At 39.8% G+C, this 19777-nt stretch carries 16 protein-coding genes and 5 tRNA genes; 14 read left to right on the top strand and 7 right to left on the bottom strand.

Annotated features, from left to right (window positions below):
- The first annotated feature begins 138 nt into the window (after positions 1 to 138).
- From pyrC to M5F03_RS00275, 8 genes are all read left to right on the top strand, one after another.
- Complete coding sequence (pyrC, locus tag M5F03_RS00240) at positions 139 to 1173, top strand: dihydroorotase (protein ID WP_249705793.1); 1035 nt, start codon at positions 139 to 141, stop codon at positions 1171 to 1173.
- Positions 1158 to 1817, top strand: a complete 660-nt coding sequence (gene rnt / locus M5F03_RS00245) for a ribonuclease T (protein ID WP_078192915.1) — start codon at positions 1158 to 1160, stop codon at positions 1815 to 1817. Before pyrC ends, rnt begins: the two co-directional genes overlap by 16 nt.
- A 20-nt stretch (positions 1818 to 1837) precedes the next feature.
- Positions 1838 to 1913, top strand: a tRNA-Glu gene (locus M5F03_RS00250).
- A gap of 201 nt (positions 1914 to 2114) precedes the next feature.
- Positions 2115 to 4652, top strand: coding sequence for a TonB-dependent receptor plug domain-containing protein (locus M5F03_RS00255; RefSeq protein ID WP_249705794.1), 2538 nt, complete (start codon positions 2115 to 2117; stop codon positions 4650 to 4652).
- A gap of 59 nt (positions 4653 to 4711) precedes the next feature.
- The gene (locus M5F03_RS00260; protein WP_249705795.1) at positions 4712 to 5548 is read left to right on the top strand and encodes a hypothetical protein; all 837 of its coding nucleotides are present in this window, start codon (positions 4712 to 4714) and stop codon (positions 5546 to 5548) included.
- Positions 5545 to 6312: a hypothetical protein gene (locus M5F03_RS00265; RefSeq protein ID WP_249705796.1), complete on the top strand. Its 768-nt coding sequence runs from the start codon at positions 5545 to 5547 to the stop codon at positions 6310 to 6312. The genes M5F03_RS00260 and M5F03_RS00265 overlap by 4 nt, the downstream gene beginning before the upstream one ends.
- Positions 6313 to 6377: 65 nt before the next feature.
- A complete protein-coding gene (locus tag M5F03_RS00270) occupies positions 6378 to 6530 on the top strand; it encodes a hypothetical protein (protein WP_168379378.1) in 153 nt (50 codons plus the stop codon).
- Between the two features lie 128 nt (positions 6531 to 6658).
- Positions 6659 to 8086 (top strand): amino acid permease, encoded by a 1428-nt coding sequence (locus M5F03_RS00275; RefSeq protein WP_078192919.1) that lies wholly within the window; start codon positions 6659 to 6661, stop codon positions 8084 to 8086.
- Between the two features lie 156 nt (positions 8087 to 8242).
- Here the strand turns inward: M5F03_RS00275 and M5F03_RS00280 are convergent, their stop codons facing one another.
- Complete coding sequence (locus M5F03_RS00280; protein WP_180130986.1) at positions 8243 to 8935, bottom strand: hypothetical protein; 693 nt, start codon at positions 8933 to 8935, stop codon at positions 8243 to 8245.
- Positions 8936 to 9041: 106 nt separating this feature from the next.
- On the opposite strand from M5F03_RS00280, the gene M5F03_RS00285 reads away from it, so the two are divergent.
- The 6 genes from M5F03_RS00285 to M5F03_RS00310 all read left to right on the top strand — a co-directional run bounded on the left by M5F03_RS00285 (position 9042) and on the right by M5F03_RS00310 (position 12116).
- A tRNA-Glu gene (locus M5F03_RS00285) sits at positions 9042 to 9117 on the top strand.
- A 123-nt stretch (positions 9118 to 9240) separates the two neighbouring features.
- A complete protein-coding gene (locus M5F03_RS00290) occupies positions 9241 to 10659 on the top strand; it encodes an amino acid permease (protein ID WP_180024170.1) in 1419 nt (472 codons plus the stop codon).
- Positions 10660 to 10768: 109 nt separating this feature from the next.
- Positions 10769 to 11674: an alpha/beta fold hydrolase gene (locus M5F03_RS00295; RefSeq protein ID WP_111885776.1), complete on the top strand. Its 906-nt coding sequence runs from the start codon at positions 10769 to 10771 to the stop codon at positions 11672 to 11674.
- Between the two features lie 132 nt (positions 11675 to 11806).
- A tRNA-Glu gene (locus M5F03_RS00300) sits at positions 11807 to 11882 on the top strand.
- A 24-nt stretch (positions 11883 to 11906) separates the two neighbouring features.
- Positions 11907 to 11982, top strand: a tRNA-Glu gene (locus tag M5F03_RS00305).
- 58 nt (positions 11983 to 12040) lie between these two features.
- Positions 12041 to 12116 (top strand) — tRNA-Glu (locus M5F03_RS00310).
- A gap of 66 nt (positions 12117 to 12182) precedes the next feature.
- Here the strand turns inward: M5F03_RS00310 and M5F03_RS00315 are convergent.
- The 6 genes from M5F03_RS00315 to M5F03_RS00340 form a co-directional block, all read right to left on the bottom strand.
- Positions 12183 to 12827 (bottom strand): YiiX family permuted papain-like enzyme, encoded by a 645-nt coding sequence (locus tag M5F03_RS00315; protein ID WP_249734670.1) that lies wholly within the window; start codon positions 12825 to 12827, stop codon positions 12183 to 12185.
- A 43-nt stretch (positions 12828 to 12870) separates the two neighbouring features.
- Positions 12871 to 14115, bottom strand: a complete 1245-nt coding sequence (locus M5F03_RS00320; protein ID WP_249705800.1) for an NADH:flavin oxidoreductase/NADH oxidase family protein — start codon at positions 14113 to 14115, stop codon at positions 12871 to 12873.
- A 112-nt stretch (positions 14116 to 14227) separates the two neighbouring features.
- Positions 14228 to 15829 carry an ABC transporter ATP-binding protein gene (locus tag M5F03_RS00325; protein ID WP_180171900.1) on the bottom strand — a complete coding sequence of 534 codons (1602 nt, stop codon included), beginning with the start codon at positions 15827 to 15829 and terminating at the stop codon, positions 14228 to 14230.
- Positions 15804 to 16817, bottom strand: a complete 1014-nt coding sequence (locus M5F03_RS00330) for an ABC transporter permease (protein WP_249705802.1) — start codon at positions 16815 to 16817, stop codon at positions 15804 to 15806. Before M5F03_RS00330 ends, M5F03_RS00325 begins: the two co-directional genes overlap by 26 nt.
- Positions 16817 to 17884: a microcin C ABC transporter permease YejB gene (locus M5F03_RS00335; protein WP_180183838.1), complete on the bottom strand. Its 1068-nt coding sequence runs from the start codon at positions 17882 to 17884 to the stop codon at positions 16817 to 16819. The genes M5F03_RS00330 and M5F03_RS00335 overlap by 1 nt, the downstream gene beginning before the upstream one ends.
- Positions 17885 to 17917: 33 nt before the next feature.
- Positions 17918 to 19756: an extracellular solute-binding protein gene (locus tag M5F03_RS00340; protein WP_249705804.1), complete on the bottom strand. Its 1839-nt coding sequence runs from the start codon at positions 19754 to 19756 to the stop codon at positions 17918 to 17920.
- Positions 19757 to 19777: the final 21 nt, after the last annotated feature.

Below are 19777 nucleotides of genomic sequence, written 5' to 3' on the forward strand. Positions count from 1 at the left end.
TCTAATTCTTTTAGTCATTTAAAAATACCACAGTTTTATTCTTAATTTATATCTGTTCAGTCATTTGTACATAAATCTCGTTACCATTTTCACATTATTTGCATTATCATTTGTTTTATTTCCAAGCTTGGAATCGCTGTGAATACGATTACTCTTCTTCAGCCAGATGATTGGCATGCACATTTACGTGACGGTCTAGCCCTAAAGCGTACAGTTCCTGATTTAGCACAACAATTCTCTCGCGCGATTTGTATGCCAAATACCGTACCACCGGTAAAAACCATTGAAGAAGCAAATGCATACCGTGAACGTATCATGGCACATGTTCCTGAAGGCGTTCACTTTGACCCGCGCATGGTGCTCTATTTCACAGACAACACACCTGCTAGTGAAGTTAAAAAAATTAAAGAGTCTGAGCATGTTAATGCCATTAAGCTCTATCCAGCGGGTGCAACCACGAACTCGGACAGTGGTGTCAGTGATATTAGTAAAGTCTATGGTGTGATTGAGCAACTCGAAGAACACCAAGTGCCATTACTGTTACATGGTGAAGTGACGCATAACCATGTCGATATTTTTGACCGTGAAAAACGTTTCCTTGATGAAGTGCTTTCTCCACTGTTAAAACAGTTCCCTAAATTAAAATTGGTGCTAGAACACATCACTACTAGCGAAGCTGCGCATTTTGTATTAGAACAAGACCGTAATGTCGCTGCGACAATCACACCACAACATTTATTGTTTAACCGTAATGATATGTTGGTGGGTGGTATTAAACCGCATTTCTATTGCTTACCGATTTTAAAACGTCAAACCCATCAGCAAACTTTGCTCGAAGTCGCGACCAGTGCGAACCCTAAATTTTTCTTAGGTACAGACAGTGCGCCGCACTCAAAAAATGCTAAAGAAAATGCATGTGGCTGTGCAGGATGTTATAGTGCACCAACAGCAATTGAGCTATACGCTCAAGCATTTGATCAAGTCGGTAAAATCGACCGTTTAGAAGGTTTTGCAAGCCACTTTGGTGCAGACTTCTACGGACTCCCTCGAAATACCAATACCATTACCTTGGTAAAAGAAGATCAAGTGATCCCTGAAAGTTTAGACTACTTGGATGGCGAAAAAATTATTCCGTTGTATGCGGGTAAGACCATCCAATGGAGAAAAGTGTGACAGATGAAACTCGACCAGTCATTGGTCAACGTTTCCGTGGATTCCTACCTGTTGTTGTCGATGTCGAAACAGCAGGTTTTAATTCACAGACCGATGCCTTACTGGAAATTGCAGCTATTCCTATTGTGTATGATGCAGAAGGTAACTTTGTACCGGGTGAAGCCCACCATGCACATATCAATCCGTTTGAAGGTGCCAACCTTGACCGTCGCTCACTGGATTTTATTGGTGTAGATCCATTTAATCCGATGCGTATGGCCATGGCTGAAGATGAGAAATCAGCATTAAAACGTATTTTTAAGTCAGTGAATGAAGTACGTCGTCAACAAAACTGCACTCATGCGGTTTTAGTTGGTCACAATGCCCATTTTGATTTAGGGTTTGTACAGGCAGCTATTGCACGTACAGGAACAAAAAATCAAAATCCTTTCCATAGTTTTTCCGTATTCGATACAGTGACTTTGAGCGCTGTAATGTTTGGACAAACTGTGCTGGCAAAATCATGTATTCAAGCTGGTATTGAGTTTGATGGTAAAGAAGCACACTCTGCACTTTACGATACTCAGAAGACCGCTGAACTGTTCTGTTATATTTTGAACAAACTCGGCCCTCACCTACTTGACACTATGATGGCGGATCAATAAGATACCGCCATCTTCTAAACGTCCCTATCGTCTAGAGGCCTAGGACATCGCCCTTTCACGGCGGTAACCGGGGTTCGAATCCCCGTAGGGACGCCAATTCTTATTCAGACTTTCTCCAAGCTGAATATTCAAGTCTATTGAATACACATCACCATCTCTCCTGATTATTCAAAATTTTCATTGAATTTGTTGTGTATTAAAAAATCACTTATTGCAAATAATTCTCATTTCTATTGATTATTCTTGTAAAGTTAATGATAATCGCTATCGTTTTTATCTGCATAATTGTTGACAGCCATGCGCTTTGCCTATTCTCCCCTTAATATCGCAATTTTGACTGCTTTAGCATCTCAAACGTATGCAAATGAAAGCCAGATCTCCGAAGAAATCAAAACCAATACGGTGTCGATGACACCTATTGAGGTTGAAGTCAAAGCCAAGCCAGAAGTAGGTAAAACCGTCTACACCAAAGAAGATTTAGAAAAAACGCCGAATAGCTCAAAAAATATCACAGACTTTTTAAAAGTTAATCCAAATGTGCAGTTTAGCCGTGAACAACGTTCTGCAGATTCACAGGCTGAGCTACGACCATCCGAGATTTCTATTAATGGCGCGCAAACTTACCGAAATAAATTTGTAATTAACGGCGTCAATACCACCAATAACCTTGACCCTCTGGCAAGCGGCAACTCCTATTCAGGCAAGCTTGATGGTGGCTCACAAGGGATTGCCCTAAATACCGATTTAATTTGTAAATTAGAATTGATCGATAGTAATGTTTCTGCAGCATACGGCGAATTTACAGGTGGTGTAGTTAATGCTGAAACTTGTGCACCAAATACTGAAATTGGCAAAATCCACGGCTCCGTTACTTACGACTACACGGAAAGTGATTGGTCACGTTATCATTTTACCGATGAAGAAGAAGCTGCAGAGTTTGAAGATCCAACATCATCAAATAATAAAGAATATAAAAAACACGGCCTAAGCCTGAATCTATACAGCAAACTCTCTGAACAATGGGGCATCAATAGTTATGCCTCTAAACGTGAATCCATCGTTCCAGTAATGAGTGGTTTAGAAGATCGCAGTAAAGTCAAAAGCGAGCGTAATAATATCAACTTAGGGACTACCCTTTTTTACACACCTTCGGACACAATCAAAGCGAAGTTTGGCTTTGATTTAGGGGATTTGGACAGTCTAAATTTCGTTGATAAGCGAATAAATTCAAAAAGTATTAGCAATACAGAAACGCTGACATTTTTTGGTGAATTAGAAAGTAAACTCAATAATTCAACATTAAAACAAAATATTAGCTATCAAACGCTAAGCCAAGCACGTGAAAATGATTCAACTACCGGCATTCTTTGGAAGCAAACACCAACTAAAAACTGGAGTTCCAATCCTGGTGAAGGTGCCACAAGTAGTGATATTGAATTACACCAAGATACATTTTCGTATAGTCTAAAAAATGCGTTTGATACCATTCAGATTGGCAACAGCATGCAACAATTAAGCTTTGGTATGGGCTATGACTATTCTAAAGTTGCATGGGAACGGCCTAACGATGCCTATATGTATAATCAGCCTAAAACTTTTACATCTAGTTCAGGCATTAGCTGTACGGCAGATGATATTCTTTGTGATGAAGCAACGGATGAAAATAACTATCAAGGCCAATATCAAACAAATGGCAAGTATTATCAAAAAGGTAAAGTTAATATTGACCAACAACGTGTGCATACCTTCATTGAAAACACATCGACTTGGGATAATTTTTCAGCGCGTTTAGGTTTACGTGCAGATTATGATAGCTTATCGAAAAATTTAAATATTGCACCTCGTACTGCCTTTAACTATAAACCGCTAAAAAATGATCTTCTGTCCTTCACTACGGGATGGAATCGATATTATGCAAACTATACCTTAGCCACTGAACTGCAAGATCAACTTGCATTTTTGGAATACAATTTAAAACGCACAAAAAATCAAACTGAAGATTATTGGACTCAAACTGGGTTATCAGATTTAATATTAGCTAATTCCAATGTTCAACGTGCCAATTTAAAGACCCCTTATGCTGACGAAATTGTGTTTGCCATTAATAGCCAAGTTAAAAACTGGAACCTTGGTCTGAAATGGGTGAATCGCGATAACAAAGATGAAATCACAAAAAATCGTTTTATTGATCCAACCACCAGCAATACCATCGATCATTTTGAATATAGTAATAGTGGTAAAGCAAAAGCTGACATTTACACACTCACACTCAGAAATACGCTGCCAGTCGTATATAAAAACTCTCTGCACGGGTTTAACTTTGGCTTTGATTACACTGAATCAGAAAAAAATTATTTAGACTATTCTGAGTCATATAACGTTAACAGTAATACGGCTGCTGAAGATCGCGATATTATCTTTAACGGCAGCCTCATCCAATTTAATGAACGTCCTGTTGAAAATTTCAATCAGCCTTGGACTGCTCGTTTTGGTTGGGACATTGAGTTTTCAAATTTACCATTAAAGATTAATAACTTCTTAAGCTACAAATCTGAATATAAAGATACGTATAAACTAAAAAACAAAGTTGAACATGATGGTGTCCTGTTGGAAGCCTATGCTACAGATACGATTAGACCTCGATTTAGTTGGGATATGCGTACCACTTATGATTTCAATTTCGCTAAAGACCTCAAAGCAATATTCGGTTTAACCATTAACAATATTACCAATCGACATAATATCTATACCACCCCAGGTATTAGTGAGTCGACCAACAGACTTAGATCTGAAATTGGGCGACAGTTCATTGCTGATGTCACATTTAAATTTTAAACTTCCCCTATCAAGAGCGCCTAAAAACGCTCTTGATTCATTTTCAAATAGAATAAAATATGAAAAAAATAATCTTACTCTTTGGCCTGTGTATTGTATCTCTTGGTATCTTCATCTACATTTTTAGACCCGAAGCCAGCCTACCGATAAATCATTCAAATACTGTTGAGCACGATGCCAATCATACAAATCAAACAGCATTGAATGATGACCAAGAATCTTCTATTCCCAAAACCAACGATCGTGACACTCAAATACAAGCGAAAAAACCCAAAAAATTGAGCGAAGAAGCAATACAGTATTATCGAACAGCAACCAAATACGGTTGGGAGTCAATCGTTCGTGATTTTGAAAATGGAACCATTCTAAAAAGTAAAATGCCTAAAGGGGAAAAAGAAAAACTTTGCGAAATTGCACTGAGTCTAAGTACTGCCGATCAAACCAAACGCTTATTTAAAGCAAATTGCAAACCACTCAATGGCCGTTCATCCTCTATGATTATTAATGGCGCATTAACCAATGCAGAAGGCAAAATAGGTCAAAACGAAATCATTGAAAAATTAAAATTCTACAAATCGGAAAATGTTTTACAAACTCACGTTACGTATAAATTTGGCCCGTATGAAGAAAAAAGCTCTTTGCAATCTAACGCAATTGGTTGGGGACTAGAAGACGTTTCTGATTATTTGCTGAGTATTGGTGTCGATTACACGGGCGTGGATGGTAATTTAATTTTAGACAATATCAAAGGCCGTAACCCTTCTGTGAGTTTGGTTCAAAAACTACTGAATGCAGGAATCGAACCCAATAGTAGCGTCTATAAACAAATAGAACAGAATGACTTTTCCACCATACATCCTGACGTTTACAATTTATTAAAAACACATAAACCATGAAAAACATCGTTATTACCAGCTGCCTGCTAATGAGTATGCATTGCTTTGCAAATGCTCCAGTGCCACAAAATCACGCTACCAATGCACCATCAGTGAAAAACATTCACGACTTTAAAAAGATCAAAGGGATGACAAATGATGCTTCTCGTTATTATAAATTTATAAACATATATGGTTGGTCAGCCATAGTGCAGGAATTTGAAAATAAAAAAATTCAAAGCAGTAAAATGAAAAATAAAGAAATTAAAAAAATGTGTGACACAGCACATCTTATACTTCCACTTCAAGATATCAAGCGACTGATTGCTGCTGATTGCAAACCCAGCTCAAACGATGTGACTTTTAACACCATCAATAGGATTTTAAAAAATGGCGATGGTTCTATTAATGAACAAGAAATTATTGCTAAATTAGAATTTTATAATGCATTAGGATTATTAAAAACACATCAAACATACGGCCGTGGCTATCGTGCAGAAACATATAATTTACTCTACAAAGCTGCCGGTTTTGGTTTGCCTGATGTTTTCGATTATCTCCTGAATATCGGACTCACAGTAAAATATACCGATGGTAACTTACTAAATACACATTTTGATGGTCGCTCCCCACAGCTCGCTTTAACCCAAAAAATTTTAAAACTGGGTGTCGAGCCAAATGCCTCAACCATTACGATCATGCAACAACGGAACTTTAAACAACACTACCCTGACATTTACCAAGTTATCCTATCCAATCTAGAACAGAAAAACCGTAAACTTTAATTAATTACAGCCTGACTGGTTTTGTTTATACTTCAGCTTGATCTATTTTGATGTAAGAACACCCTATGTTTAAAAAGTTGCTCTTGGTTTTAGCCATCTTATTTCCATCTGCACTCTATCTGTATATTGTGAGCCGCGATGACAACAAAGCCCCTGTAGCTGAACAAACTCAAGTACCTGCAACTTCTGAAGCTGAGTATCAAACTCCTGACCATTAATCCAATGGTCAGTGCTAAAGATTTAAATTTTAGATCAGTATTATTACATTATAAGAAAAATTCGATTTATCAATCATTTCACTGCATTCAATCATAAAATATACCTTTCATTCAATTTTCTTTTCACTATGCAATCTCCCTCTGAACCTTCGCAACACTCGTCTGCTGAAGGTAAAAGTCCATCGCTTAAACGTGCGATGACGACTCGACACCTTGTGATGCTCTCACTTGGTGGTGCAATTGGTACTGGTTTGTTTATGGGTTCAGGTGAAGTTATTTCACAAGCTGGGCCTTTGGGCGCTGTACTTGCCTACATTATTGGCGGCCTAATCGCCTACATGGTTATGCTCTGTTTGGGTGAGCTTGCCGTACATTTACCTGTTTCTGGCTCTTTTGGTGCTTTTGCGACAAATTATATTGGCCCGGGTACCGGCTATATGGTGTCTTGGATGTACTGGTTGGGCTGGTCTGCCACCTTAGGTACAGAATTTACTGCTGCTGCTATATTGATGCAGGAATGGTTTCCACAAACCTCTATTTGGTTATGGACACTGATCTTTGCAGCTGGTGTACTAATTTCTAATTTAAGCTCTACACGCGCATTCGCAGAGTCAGAATTTTGGTTATCAATGGTGAAAGTTGCAACAGTGTTGATTTTCATCATCCTTGGTTTTGCCTGCATCTTTGGTTTCGTGCCTTTCCAAGGCTATGAATCAGCTCCAATGTTCCACAATTTGACAGAACATGGTTGGCTGCCAAATGGTTTGTTCCCTCTGTTTGCCACGCTATTGATCGTGAACTTTGCCTTTAATGGTACGGAGATGATTGGTATCGCTGCAGGTGAAACTGAAAACCCTGAAAAGAATGTGCCTAAAGCCATTCATGCTGCGGTATGGCGCTTAATCATTTTCTTTGTCGGCACTATTATCGTCATCAGTTCCCTGTTGACCTATACCGATGCAGGTTTAAATGTTGGTGGACATGGCGGCTTAAGTAGTAGCCCATTCGTTTCCGTATTTAACCTGATGGGCATTCCCTATGCAGAAGACTTAATTCGTTTCGTCATTATTACGGCTTTACTGTCTACAGCTAACTCTGGTTTATATGCTGCATCACGTATGATGTGGGCGCTGTCCGCACAAAAACAATTACCACGTGCTTTCGGCAAATTAAGCAAAACTGGTGTGCCTTATATTGCTGTATTGGTCACTATGATCGGTGGTTTACCGGGTCTATTGTCAGAACAATTTGGGGCAGATGTCATCTTCAAGAACTTGATGGGGGTTGCTGCCTTCACCATGGTGATCGTCTGGATGAGTATTTGCTGGAGTCAATTTAACTTCCGTCGCCAATGGCTGAAACAAGGTCATAGCGTGTCAGAACTTAAATTCCGTACACCATGGTTCCCACTGGTTCCAATCCTTGGCTTTGTCTGCTGTACCGCAACAGGTTTAAGTATGGCTGCAGATCCTGAAATGCTTTCAGGCTTTATTGGCTGCCTGATCTTTATGGCAGCATGTTATGCAGGTTATTATTGGTTATATCACGATAAATAAAATAGTTAAGGTGGCTCATTAGCCACCTTTTTTTATGAAACTATTTCTCTTCCCTATGAGAGAATAATTAGGGTTTCCATATAAATTCAAAAATGATTTGTGGGAGCAGTTTAATCCACAAAAACCACTGTACAGACTATAACTTAAGGAAATCGTTCAACTGCTTTTCGTTAATGAATTTTTATTCTCGCTCAACACCAAGATATAATCCCATACTTTCAACTCCAATGAGTCCTTTTCGGATTTTGCCCCTTTAGAAACATTAGCTAAAAGACACGCAGCTACTATTGCTAGAAATATTTGGATAGATACTCTCAAACTTGTATTAGATATTAATTCAACAAAAGTAAAGTTAAAAACTATTAATGAAAGTGGCAAAAGCACCCGGCTTGAATTCATCTGTTTTTTAAATTCAGGAAAATCACGATTAATAACCAATAAATTTTGTTTGTCTTTACTCCACAACATTGGCTCAAAACATACATCCAATTTTTTTTCTAATTTTTCAAGTTCTACATCATCACTAGACAACTGATATCTTCGAACCTTTAAGATTAAATATAATTTAAAAAAGCTCTGGATATCTAAAAAATAATGAGAATTATCTAAAGATTTAAGGTGATTATACGTAATTCTACTTTCCCCATCTAAATCCCTAAATAAAAGTTCATCAATAATTCTTTCAAACTCTGATTTACTAATATACGAAGAAAAATTATTTGTATAAATTTCAAACCAATGCAAATAATTCAATAAAACTATATAGAATCTTTCATGGACTTTGCCCACATTAAATTGATTGATTTCAAATAAAATTCCAGAAATAAACTCATTAAAATTATTTTTCATTAAAAAAATTCTGTTTTTGTTTCATTTATATACATTTAGAATATAACAATGAAACTCTATTTTGACAAATATAGATGGGCTATGTACTATACACCCACCTCAAAACGTCCCTATCGTCTAGAGGCCTAGGACATCGCCCTTTCACGGCGGTAACCGGGGTTCGAATCCCCGTAGGGACGCCAATTCTTCTGTCAGCTCTGACAAACTTAAAGTTTATTTATCTATAATTTATATTAATTGATTGCATCATCATTGCATTCTTCTCTACAATTACTCGCTTCATTATTTGATTCTCCTTTTTCTCTATGCAGTCATCACATTCTCCGAATGATGCTTCGCATCAGGGCAATTCTGCGCCGTTAAAACGCGCTATGAGTACTCGACATCTGGTGATGATTTCGCTTGGCGGCGCAATCGGTACTGGTTTATTTCTTGGTTCGGGTGAAGTCATTGCACAAACGGGGCCTGTAGGTGCCATTATTTCGTATTTTTTAGGCGGTATTATCGCCTATATGGTGATGCTTTGCTTAGGCGAGCTCGCGGTACATATGCCAGAATCTGGTTCATTTGGCGCTTATGCTAAACGCTATATCGGACCGGGTACGGGTTATACCATCACTTGGCTGTATTGGCTGACATGGTCAGTAACGCTAGGAACTGAATTTACTGCTGCTGCACTTTTAATGCAGGAATGGTTCCCAGACAGCTCTATGTGGATGTGGACCTTAATCTTTGGTGCTTTTGTATTCTGCTTGAATATGATTTCAACTAAATGGTTTGCTGAATCTGAATTTTGGCTAGCCTTAGTCAAAGTGATTACCGTTGTAGCCTTTATTATTTTAGGTCTATTGGCCATTTTTGGTGTTTTAGGCTATCAAGGCTATGAAGCTGCACCGCTGTTTAGCAACCTCACTGCACAAGGCTGGTTCCCTGAAGGTTTGTTCCCAATCTTCGCTACAATGTTGATTGTTAACTTTGCATTTTCAGGTACTGAACTGATTGGTGTTGCTGCGGGTGAAACCAAAGATCCAGCGAAAAATGTGCCTAAAGCCATTAACACGGCGATTTTCCGCTTATTGATTTTCTTTGTGGGTACCATTGTTGTTATTACTGCACTATTACCACACCAAGAGGCCGGCTTATCTGCCGAAGGTGTAAGTAGTTCACCTTTCGTAACGGTATTCCAGCACATTGGTATTCCTTATGCAGAAGACATCATCCGCTTTGTGATTATCACAGCGCTACTTTCTGCTGCAAACTCTGGTTTATTTGCTGCATCTCGAATGATGTGGTCATTGTCCTATAGTAAGCAATTACCTGCAGTGTTCTCTAAAGTGAACTCACGTGGTACTCCTTATGTTGCAGTAATTGTGACCATGATCGGTGGTATGCCGGGCTTACTTTCTGAGCAATTTGCACCAGAAACCATCTTCAAAAACTTGTTAGGTGTTGCGGCATTTACCATGGTGGTGGTGTGGATGAGTATTTGTTTAAGCCAATTTAACTTCCGTCGTCAGTGGTATAAAGAAGGCAAAACTGCAAAAGATTTAGCTTTTGCTGCACCACTCTTCCCAATCGTGCCGATACTCGGTTTTGTATTCTGTCTGATTACCTGTATTAGTATGGTATTTGACCCAGAAATGTTGACTGGCTTTATCTGCTGTATGATCTTCATTGTGGCGTGTTATATCAGCTACTACACCTTGTATCACAACAAAGATTGATCTGCGTTGTCATACAAAACACGATAAAAGAGTAACTTCGGTTGCTCTTTTTTTATGGCTATATTTTAATAAAAGTAGAATAAAAACTGGTCCGTCGATGAGGTGCAATATGCAGATCATCTTTATCCATGGCATGAATCAACAGCAACAAACTGCACGTTCGCTTGAACAGCATTGGCTTGCACTGTTGTCTCAAGGCTTAAAGCAAAGCCATCAAGAGACTTTTTTATCGTATATACAGCACCATATGCGCATGCCTTTTTATGGAGACTTACTCACGCGTTATCATTTGCAGAATATGCTTCAAGCCAGCACCTTGACACCTCAAACGTGGCCACATTTTCCGTTTATCCATCGCACTGAACTCCCAGAAAAATCACCAAAAGTACTTGAGCATCATGCCGTACAAAACAATCTACCTGACATCACCCTCAATGATGCTATTGGATTGAGCCAGTCATTCAAATCGATCACTGCACTTGGCAAAGATCTTGCCCTACGCGATTTTGCAGTTTTAATGAATTATTTCCCAAAATTACATGCCACACTTTTGCATAAATTTTTGGTCGAAACTTATCTCTATTTATCCAATCCACACTTTATTCAGGCAGTTCATACTCGTCTGCATGAGCAATTACATCAAACGAAACCCACCCTGTTGATTGCACATTCGCTAGGTAGCGTGATTGCGTATCATTTTTTACTGTTACATCCTGAACTCAACATACAGCGCTTTATTACCTTGGGCTCACCTTTGGCTTTTCGTGTCATCCAAGCCCACTTACCTCAGCCTTTACAGCGACCTGATGCAATTTCAGGCGATTGGTTAAACTTTTATTCACATGATGATTTTCTCAGCGCTTTTCCACTGAGTCAGGCACCATTTGATTTTCAACCCGCCATTATCAACCAGCAAATTCAGACATCGATTGAACACCCACACGATATTGCTGGATATTTAACGCATCCAGAAGTTATTGCTACAATCTTACAAGTGTTGAAAAAACCGACATAAATAATGTATTTTTCAAACATTTTTAGCAAATTGTTTTAATTTTATGCACTCAACAACAAAAACTGAATTTATTTATAGAAAAGCGTTTGACACCCCCCGATTTTCACCCTAATATACGCCCACCTCTGAAACGTCCCTATCGTCTAGAGGCCTAGGACATCGCCCTTTCACGGCGGTAACCGGGGTTCGAATCCCCGTAGGGACGCCAATTTTCAGAAGTACATTTTATTAAGTCCCTATCGTCTAGAGGCCTAGGACATCGCCCTTTCACGGCGGTAACCGGGGTTCGAATCCCCGTAGGGACGCCATTATTTAGTCTAAAAACTTAGACTGAAATAAACGGTTTTAAAATTTGCTTTCTGTACTGTCCCTATCGTCTAGAGGCCTAGGACATCGCCCTTTCACGGCGGTAACCGGGGTTCGAATCCCCGTAGGGACGCCATATTCGAGTTGGTTTTAACCACTCATTAAAAAGCTCAAGCATTGCGACTTGGGCTTTTTTATTGCCTTAATTTCTAAATATTTCTTTTAAAAGTTTTGAATCATAAATGGCCTTAGGGGCAATCACCTGCTCATTTAGCGGAATATTTTGACCATAGCGCTGCCGCATTAGGCGCTGCACTTCATATTGTTTTAAATCAAATTGTTTCAGTTGTTGTAATGGAGAAAGTTCGATTCCTAAAGCATGCTGATAAGCTTTCCAAACAATTTCAGAACAGTAAATTGCACGGTCATCCCATTCAAAATATATATCATAGGGTTTGCCCAAGTACTTTTCCGCATGTTGCACCAGCTTCGTTTTCTGCTGCACATTTAAGGGTTGTTTGAGCCTTTTCACCACATAGTGAGCATTCTCCCCACGTGCGATCCATTGATTTAAAGCGGTATATTGCACAGGTTGAATAGCTTCAAGCACCCAGGTTTGGTTATTTTTATTTACGATCATGCCCATGTGACTATAGGGCGAATGTGTGGCCTTTTGAATGCTTAAACTTTGTTGTGACTTTGAGATATGAAAAATGATATCTCCCGTCTGAAATACGGACTGGGCATAGAGGGCAGAACTGAGCCCCGAAAGAATGACTATTAATATTAAAATTTTAGACATTTTTATTGTAAGCAATATTGATATGAATGAAGGCAACCATAACATGGATGTATGCCGATTGCCCTTATTCTAATAATTCAATGATTGATTAAGCCGACTTACGTGAATTGACTTGCCCTTTAATGACCGCTGTTAAATTTCCTTTAAGATATTTAAAAAACACTTTTAACGGTGAAAGTTTAGGATTTGGCTGTTTGCCTTCACCAATCGATTTAAACTGAGCGGCATACCAAATAATTTCCATAATCGCCATTTTATCAATCATCGGTATGCCAGTTTTAATTTTGTCCACACCGTAACGAACATCCTGCCCCGCCAATAAACGATCAGCCAAATCGACTTCTACAGCGAAAGGACGTGCAATACCAATAAAATCACAAGCTCCACTGCCTAGTGCAGCATTCATGCCTTGCACGGTTCTAAACCCGCCGGTAACCATTAATGCGCATTTCACTTCTTTACGGATATTGTCCGCGAAATCGAGGAAATACGCTTCACGAGCAATGGTACTGGCTTTACGTTTTTCTTCTTTAGCACCCGCCATCGCTGGCGCTTCATAGGAACCGCCCGAGATTTCAATCATATCAATCCCTGCGGCATCTATTGCTTTAAAGACCTCGATCACATCTGCTTCGCTAATTCCGCCGCGTTGGAAATCAGCAGAGTTGAGTTTGACCGAAATGATAAAATCATCGGTCGTCGCTGCACGAACTGCCTTATAGATTTCAAGCAAAAAGCGCATGCGATTTTCATTTGAACCACCCCACTGATCTTGACGTTTATTGGTCAATGGCGACAAAAACTGACTAATTAAATAACCATGCGCACCATGCAATTGCACGCCTTCAAAGCCTGCCTTTTCACAAATGTGTGCGGCACGTGCAAAACGCTGAATGATATCCAAAATTTCATCTTCACGAAGTTCGCGCGGTGTTCCAAACGTTGTGGCTAGCATCGGACTAAATGGTACAGCGGACGGCGCAACCGTTTCCTTATTTAAACCTTTAGGACATTGACGGCCCGGATGTGAAAGTTGAACCAATTGCACCATGCCGTGCTTTTTCCCTAGCTCAGCCCACTGTTTTAATTGCGCTAAATCTCGCTCTGTTTCAGCGACAACAACCCCCGGCTCATTTTTAGCACGAAAATCCACCATGACATTACCGGTAATGGCACAGCCTAAACCACCCTTCGCCCAAGCTTCATATAATCCAAAATGTAAGTGATTGGGTTGGCCTGCGGTATTGGCCAATGCTTCACTCATTGCACCTTTGATGATGCGATTTTTAAATGTGGTATTACGAATTATAAAGCTTTCAGCTAAATGGCTCATGGCAATATCCAAAATGAAATAATAAGTCCTGAGTATTTACTCTAATTATTATTTTCTAAAGGTCAAGGATATTTTGACAATGACACTTGTCAAAATATCCATAAGTTTGATTTTAGTATTGGCTGGCTTCAATTAATTTACGGGTATACTCCGTTTGTGGTCGCGCAAATAAATCTGCGGTGTCTTGAAATTCCATGACTTTGGCATGTCGTAGTACCAAAACTTTTTGACAGAGGGCTTTGACCACGTGTAAATCGTGACTGATAAATATATAACTCATATTAAATTCTTGCTGCAAACGCCGTAGTAGCTTCACGATAGCTTTTTGTGTCGTCCGATCAAGTGCCGATGTAGGTTCATCGAGTATCAGCAATTTAGGGCGTAAAACCAATGCACGTGCCAAGGCAACTCGCTGTCGTTGCCCACCGGACAACTCATGCGGATAACGCTGCTTAAACGAGCTGGCTAATTCGACTTTCTGCAATGCTTCATCTATACGCTGTGCAATTTCATTTGCAGATAAATGCTGTAAGGCCAGACCTTCCCCAATGGTTTGCTCTACATTGAGCCGTGGATTTAAACTACTGAATGGATCTTGAAAGACGATTTGAAATTCACGACGTAAAGGTCTGAGCTGTTTTTCTGAAAGTTGATTGATGGCGTGTTGATTTAAAATAATTTCGCCATCACTTTCTATGAGCCGAGCAATAGCCAGTGCTAGGGAGCTTTTCCCTGAACCACTCTCTCCAACAATACCGATCGACTCACCTTCAGCTACTGTTAAATCCAAAGCTTCTACCGCAATGACATAATCTTTGATGCGGTTCAATAAGCCTTTTTTAACTGGGAATTTCACTCCTAACTGGCGTAATTCTAAAAGTTTTTGAGTTTGCGAAACCTGTATTGCTTTACCAAAATCATGGTCTAATAAATTTTGGGTATACGCCTGCTTCGGTTGCTCAAAAATTTCCTGAACATTACCTTGCTCCACCACTTGACCACGATTCATCACAATCACATGTTCGGCATAGCGCTTGACCAAATTCAGGTCATGGCTAATTAATATCATCGCCATATTACGCTGCTGTTGTAGCGACTTTAATAAATTTAAGATTTGCGCTTGCAAAGTGACATCTAAAGCCGTAGTTGGCTCATCAGCGATTAAAATATCAGGATCTAAGGCCAATGCCATGGCAATCATGACACGTTGACGCTGCCCGCCTGATAACTCATGTGGATAGCGTCTTAATTTATCTTCAGCATCAGGAATACCCACATCATTTAATAATTCTATAACCCGCTGCCGAGTTTTTGCCTTCGACCATCCCTGTAACAACAGCGACTCACCAACAATCTTTTCCACCCGATGTAAGGGATTTAAGGCCGTCATCGGCTCTTGAAAAATCATGGCAATTTTCTGTCCACGAATGTTTCGGTGCTGCTCAGGACACAGTCTAAGAATATTCTGTCCATTCAGGCTGACGCTGCCTGTGACCTGCAGATCACTTGGCAACAAACCGAGTATAGCTAGGCTGCTAATCGATTTACCAGAACCGCTTTCACCAACAATGGCTATCGTTTCACCTGCATGCAAATTAAATTTCAGGTCTTCAACCAAGACCTGTGCTGCATGGGAAATATGTAAATGTTCCACTTCTAACACGATGGGAGGTACATTAACTTGATGATTATTGACGTCTAGGATCGAATGCATCACGTGTCGCCTCCCCAATGTAAATCAATAAAGACAGCACAATCGCTAAGGTAAAAAACCCCGATAAAGCAAGCCATGGTGCATTCAGATTGTTTTTCCCTTGAAGCAATAACTCACCTAATGACGCGGCATCAGGCGGTAAGCCATACCCTAAGAAATCTAAGGCTGTCAGTGCTGTAATATTTGCCGTAAGCATGAAAGGTAGCTGTGAAAGACTGGAACTCATCGCATTTGGTAAGATATGCCGAAAAATAATGGTGCTATCTGTAACACCAAGACTCCGTGCTGCACGTACATAGTCAAAATTACGCGCCCGCAAAAACTCCGCACGAACCAAGCCAACTAAAGTGGGCCAGCCAAACAACAGCATAATGACAAAGAGCCAATACACACTCGGCGTAAACATGCTGACCAAAATCATCACCATGAATAGCATCGGGAGTCCACCCCAGACTTCCAAAATTCGTTGACCAATGAGGTCTATCCATCCACCATAATAGCCCTGTATCGCCCCAACGATGATGCCCAATACTGCTGAAGCAAAAGTTAATGCAAAACCAAACAGGAGCGACACACGTAATCCATATAAAATACGCGCCAGCACATCACGACCTTGGTCATCGGTACCGAGCCAATTTTGTGCAGTTGGTGCAGATGGTACGGGCACAGCCAGTTCTAAATTCGGTGTTTGATAGGAAAATTTAATCAGTGGCCATACCGCCCAGCCTTTATCTTCAATCAGTTGCTGCACCACAGGATCTTTATAATCTGCCTCAGTTTCAAATACCCCACCGAAAGCGGTTTCTGGATAGCTTTTTAGTACGGGTACATATAAAGAATCATCGTATTTGACCAAGAGCGGCTTATCATTGGCAATAAACTCGACAGCTAGGGACAACATAAAAATCAAGGCAAAGCTAATAAAGCATGTAAAGCCTAATTTATTTTCTTTAAAACGTTGAAATCGCGCTTGAATGATCGGAGACATTATTTTGCCCCCTGCGAATCAAAATTAATTCGTGGATCAATCATTTGATACATGACATCACTGATTAATCTTAAGATCAGCCCCATCAAGGTAAAAATAAACAAGGTGCCAAAAATCACTGGATAATCGCGCTGTACGATGGCTTCAAACCCCAACAATCCCAGACCATCTAAATTGAAAATAATTTCAATAAATAGATTTCCCACAAAGAAGATGCCAATTAATGCTTCTGGTAGACCAGCAATAACAATGAGCATTGCATTACGAAATACATGCCCATACAGCACACGTGATTCGGTCAAACCTTTAGAACGAGCAGCAAGAACATATTGCTTATTTAGTTCTTCCATAAAAGAGTATTTGGTCAGATAAGTTAAGCCTGCAAAACCACCAATTACCATAGCAAACAAAGGCAACGCCATATGCCAAAAATAATCTGCAATTTTGCCAAACACACTTAACTCAGCAAAATTCTCTGAAACTAAACCTTGTAGAGGAAACCACTGAAAATAGGAACCACCTGCAAAAAAGACAATGAGTAAAATGGCAAAGGCAAAAGCAGGAATGGCGTAGCCGATAGCCAATAAAATAGACGTACTTTTATCAAATAACAAACCATGTTGACGGGCTTTTTTAATGCCTAAAGGAATAGACACCAGATAGATCAGCAATGTGCTCCATAAACCAAGAGATAAGGATACAGGCAGCTTTTCCCAAAGCAGCTGGGTCACAGGCTTATCTTTAAAAAAACTGGTACCAAAATCTAGCGTTACATAGCCCTTTAACATGAGCCAAAAACGTTCGAATAATGGTTTATCGAAACCATATTGCGCTTCGATTTTTGCCACCATTTCTTCACTGAGGCCTTTAGCACCTTGGTATTTACTGCCTGTCGTCGCAGTTTCACCACCACCTGTGTTTCCCATACCTTGAAAGGACTCAGCTTGCTGTATGGCTTGTTCAACAGGTCCTCCCGGTGCAATCTGAATCACGACAAAGTTAATCAGTAAAATGAAAAACAATGTTGGAATAATCAGGAGCAATCTTTTTAAAATATATGTGCCCATGTTGCTTTCACATTCCTTGTCCTTCAGGTGTATTCATTGCTGCCGTAGATATTGTGTTATGTGCTTGGTTTGAGCTGCATCACTCCACCAATAGTCAATCCCAACAGAAAGTTTAGGTTTGACATAAGGCTGCTTATACATATGCCAATAGGCAAACCAGTTTTCACTTTGCCCAAACATTGGGATTTGATAATAACCCGCTCTGAGCAGGCGGTCTAAAACACGCGTACGAATAATCAATTCTTCCCGATTTGGAGCATTGATCACCTGTTGAATGAGCTGATCTATTACAGGATTTTTAATCCCTGCGTAATTATAATTACCCACTTGGTCAGCTGCTTGACTGCCCCAAAGTTGAGCTTGCTCACCCGCTGGAGTGAGCGATTGAGGCATTTCATCTACGATCATATCAAAGTCAATATTTCGCATCCGCTCGGTGTATTGCGGTCCATCGACTTGTCGCAATAGCACCTGAATACCTAAACGTTTCAAATTTCGTATAAATGGCATTAAGGTTCGCTGCAAATCTTGTTGCTGAATCAAGATTTCGAATTTCACAGGCCGAGATTTTGCATCCACCAATCGGCCGTCTTGATAAAGATAACCCGCATTCAATAACAGTTGGCGTGCATGCAGCAGATTTTTTCGATTAAATCCACTGCCATCAGAAACGGGATATTGCCAATCGAATAAGACCCCCTGTCTTTGAATAGGATCAAGTTGCGATAACATCGGTTTTAAAATATCCAACTCTTGGATAGAGGGTTTCCCCTTCGCTTCTAGCACACTATTACTAAAATAACTCTGCAAACGCTGATACTGCCCATAAAATAATGCTTTATTTTGCCATTCAAAATCATAAGCATAGGTTAACGCTTGTCGAAAACGAATATCACTAAATGGCGCACGACGGGTATTAAATACGAGACTTTTTGTCGGAATCGGTCGTTCATGTTTAAAGCGATATTTGACAATTTTACCGTCTTTAAAAGCAGGAAAATTGTACGCTCCCACCCAATTACGTGCGGTCTTTTCCTCATATAACGTAAATTGACCTGCTTTAAAGCCTTCAAAGGCTATGTCTGGGCTGCGATAATATACATATTTCAGATGGTTAAAATTATAGCGACCACGATTGACGGCTAAGTTCTGCCCCCAATACTCAGGATTGCGCTTGTAGCGAATACTCCTACCTGCATCGATCGTCTCAATCGTGTAAGGGCCTGAGCCTAATATGGGCTGCAATGTAATTTGAGTAAAATCTTTTTTTGCCCAATCTTTTTTGGAATAAATCGGCATTTGCGCCAAAATCATGGGCATATCAGTATTATGACCAGATTTAAAACTCATCCTCACCTGATATTTAGATAAAACATCTGTTTTGTCCAAATCCGCTAAGTACATTTGTAGACCGGGATTTGATTTAGTTTGAAAGGTATCAAAACTAAATTTAACGTCTTCAGCAGTGAGTTCAGAACCATCACTAAACCGTGCTTTTGGGTTTAAATGAAAAATAACAAAATTAGTTTTTTTCGGGTCAAATGTCACCTTTTCGGCAAGCAATGGATACATCACACCCGGTTCATCTAAAGATGAACTCATCAAGCTATCAAAAAGATAATTGATACCTTCAACAGAACGCCCTTTTCCATTCATGCTGTTTAAATTATCAAAACTCCCAATACTCGAGGTCGTGATATATCCCCCTTTATTGGCAAGAGGATTGGCATAGGGCATTGCCTGTAATTGATGATATTGAGGGCTACTATGTATGGCAAGAAAAGGCGTGGTCTGCAACGCAGCCCACGCCCCTGTTGAAAGTATGCTCAAAGTCACACCAAACACGTAACGCGAAGTTGAAGCAGAATACATTCAACTTAACTCCTTAATGTT

This window comes from Acinetobacter amyesii (assembly GCF_023499985.1).
Lineage (GTDB): Bacteria > Pseudomonadota > Gammaproteobacteria > Pseudomonadales > Moraxellaceae > Acinetobacter > Acinetobacter amyesii.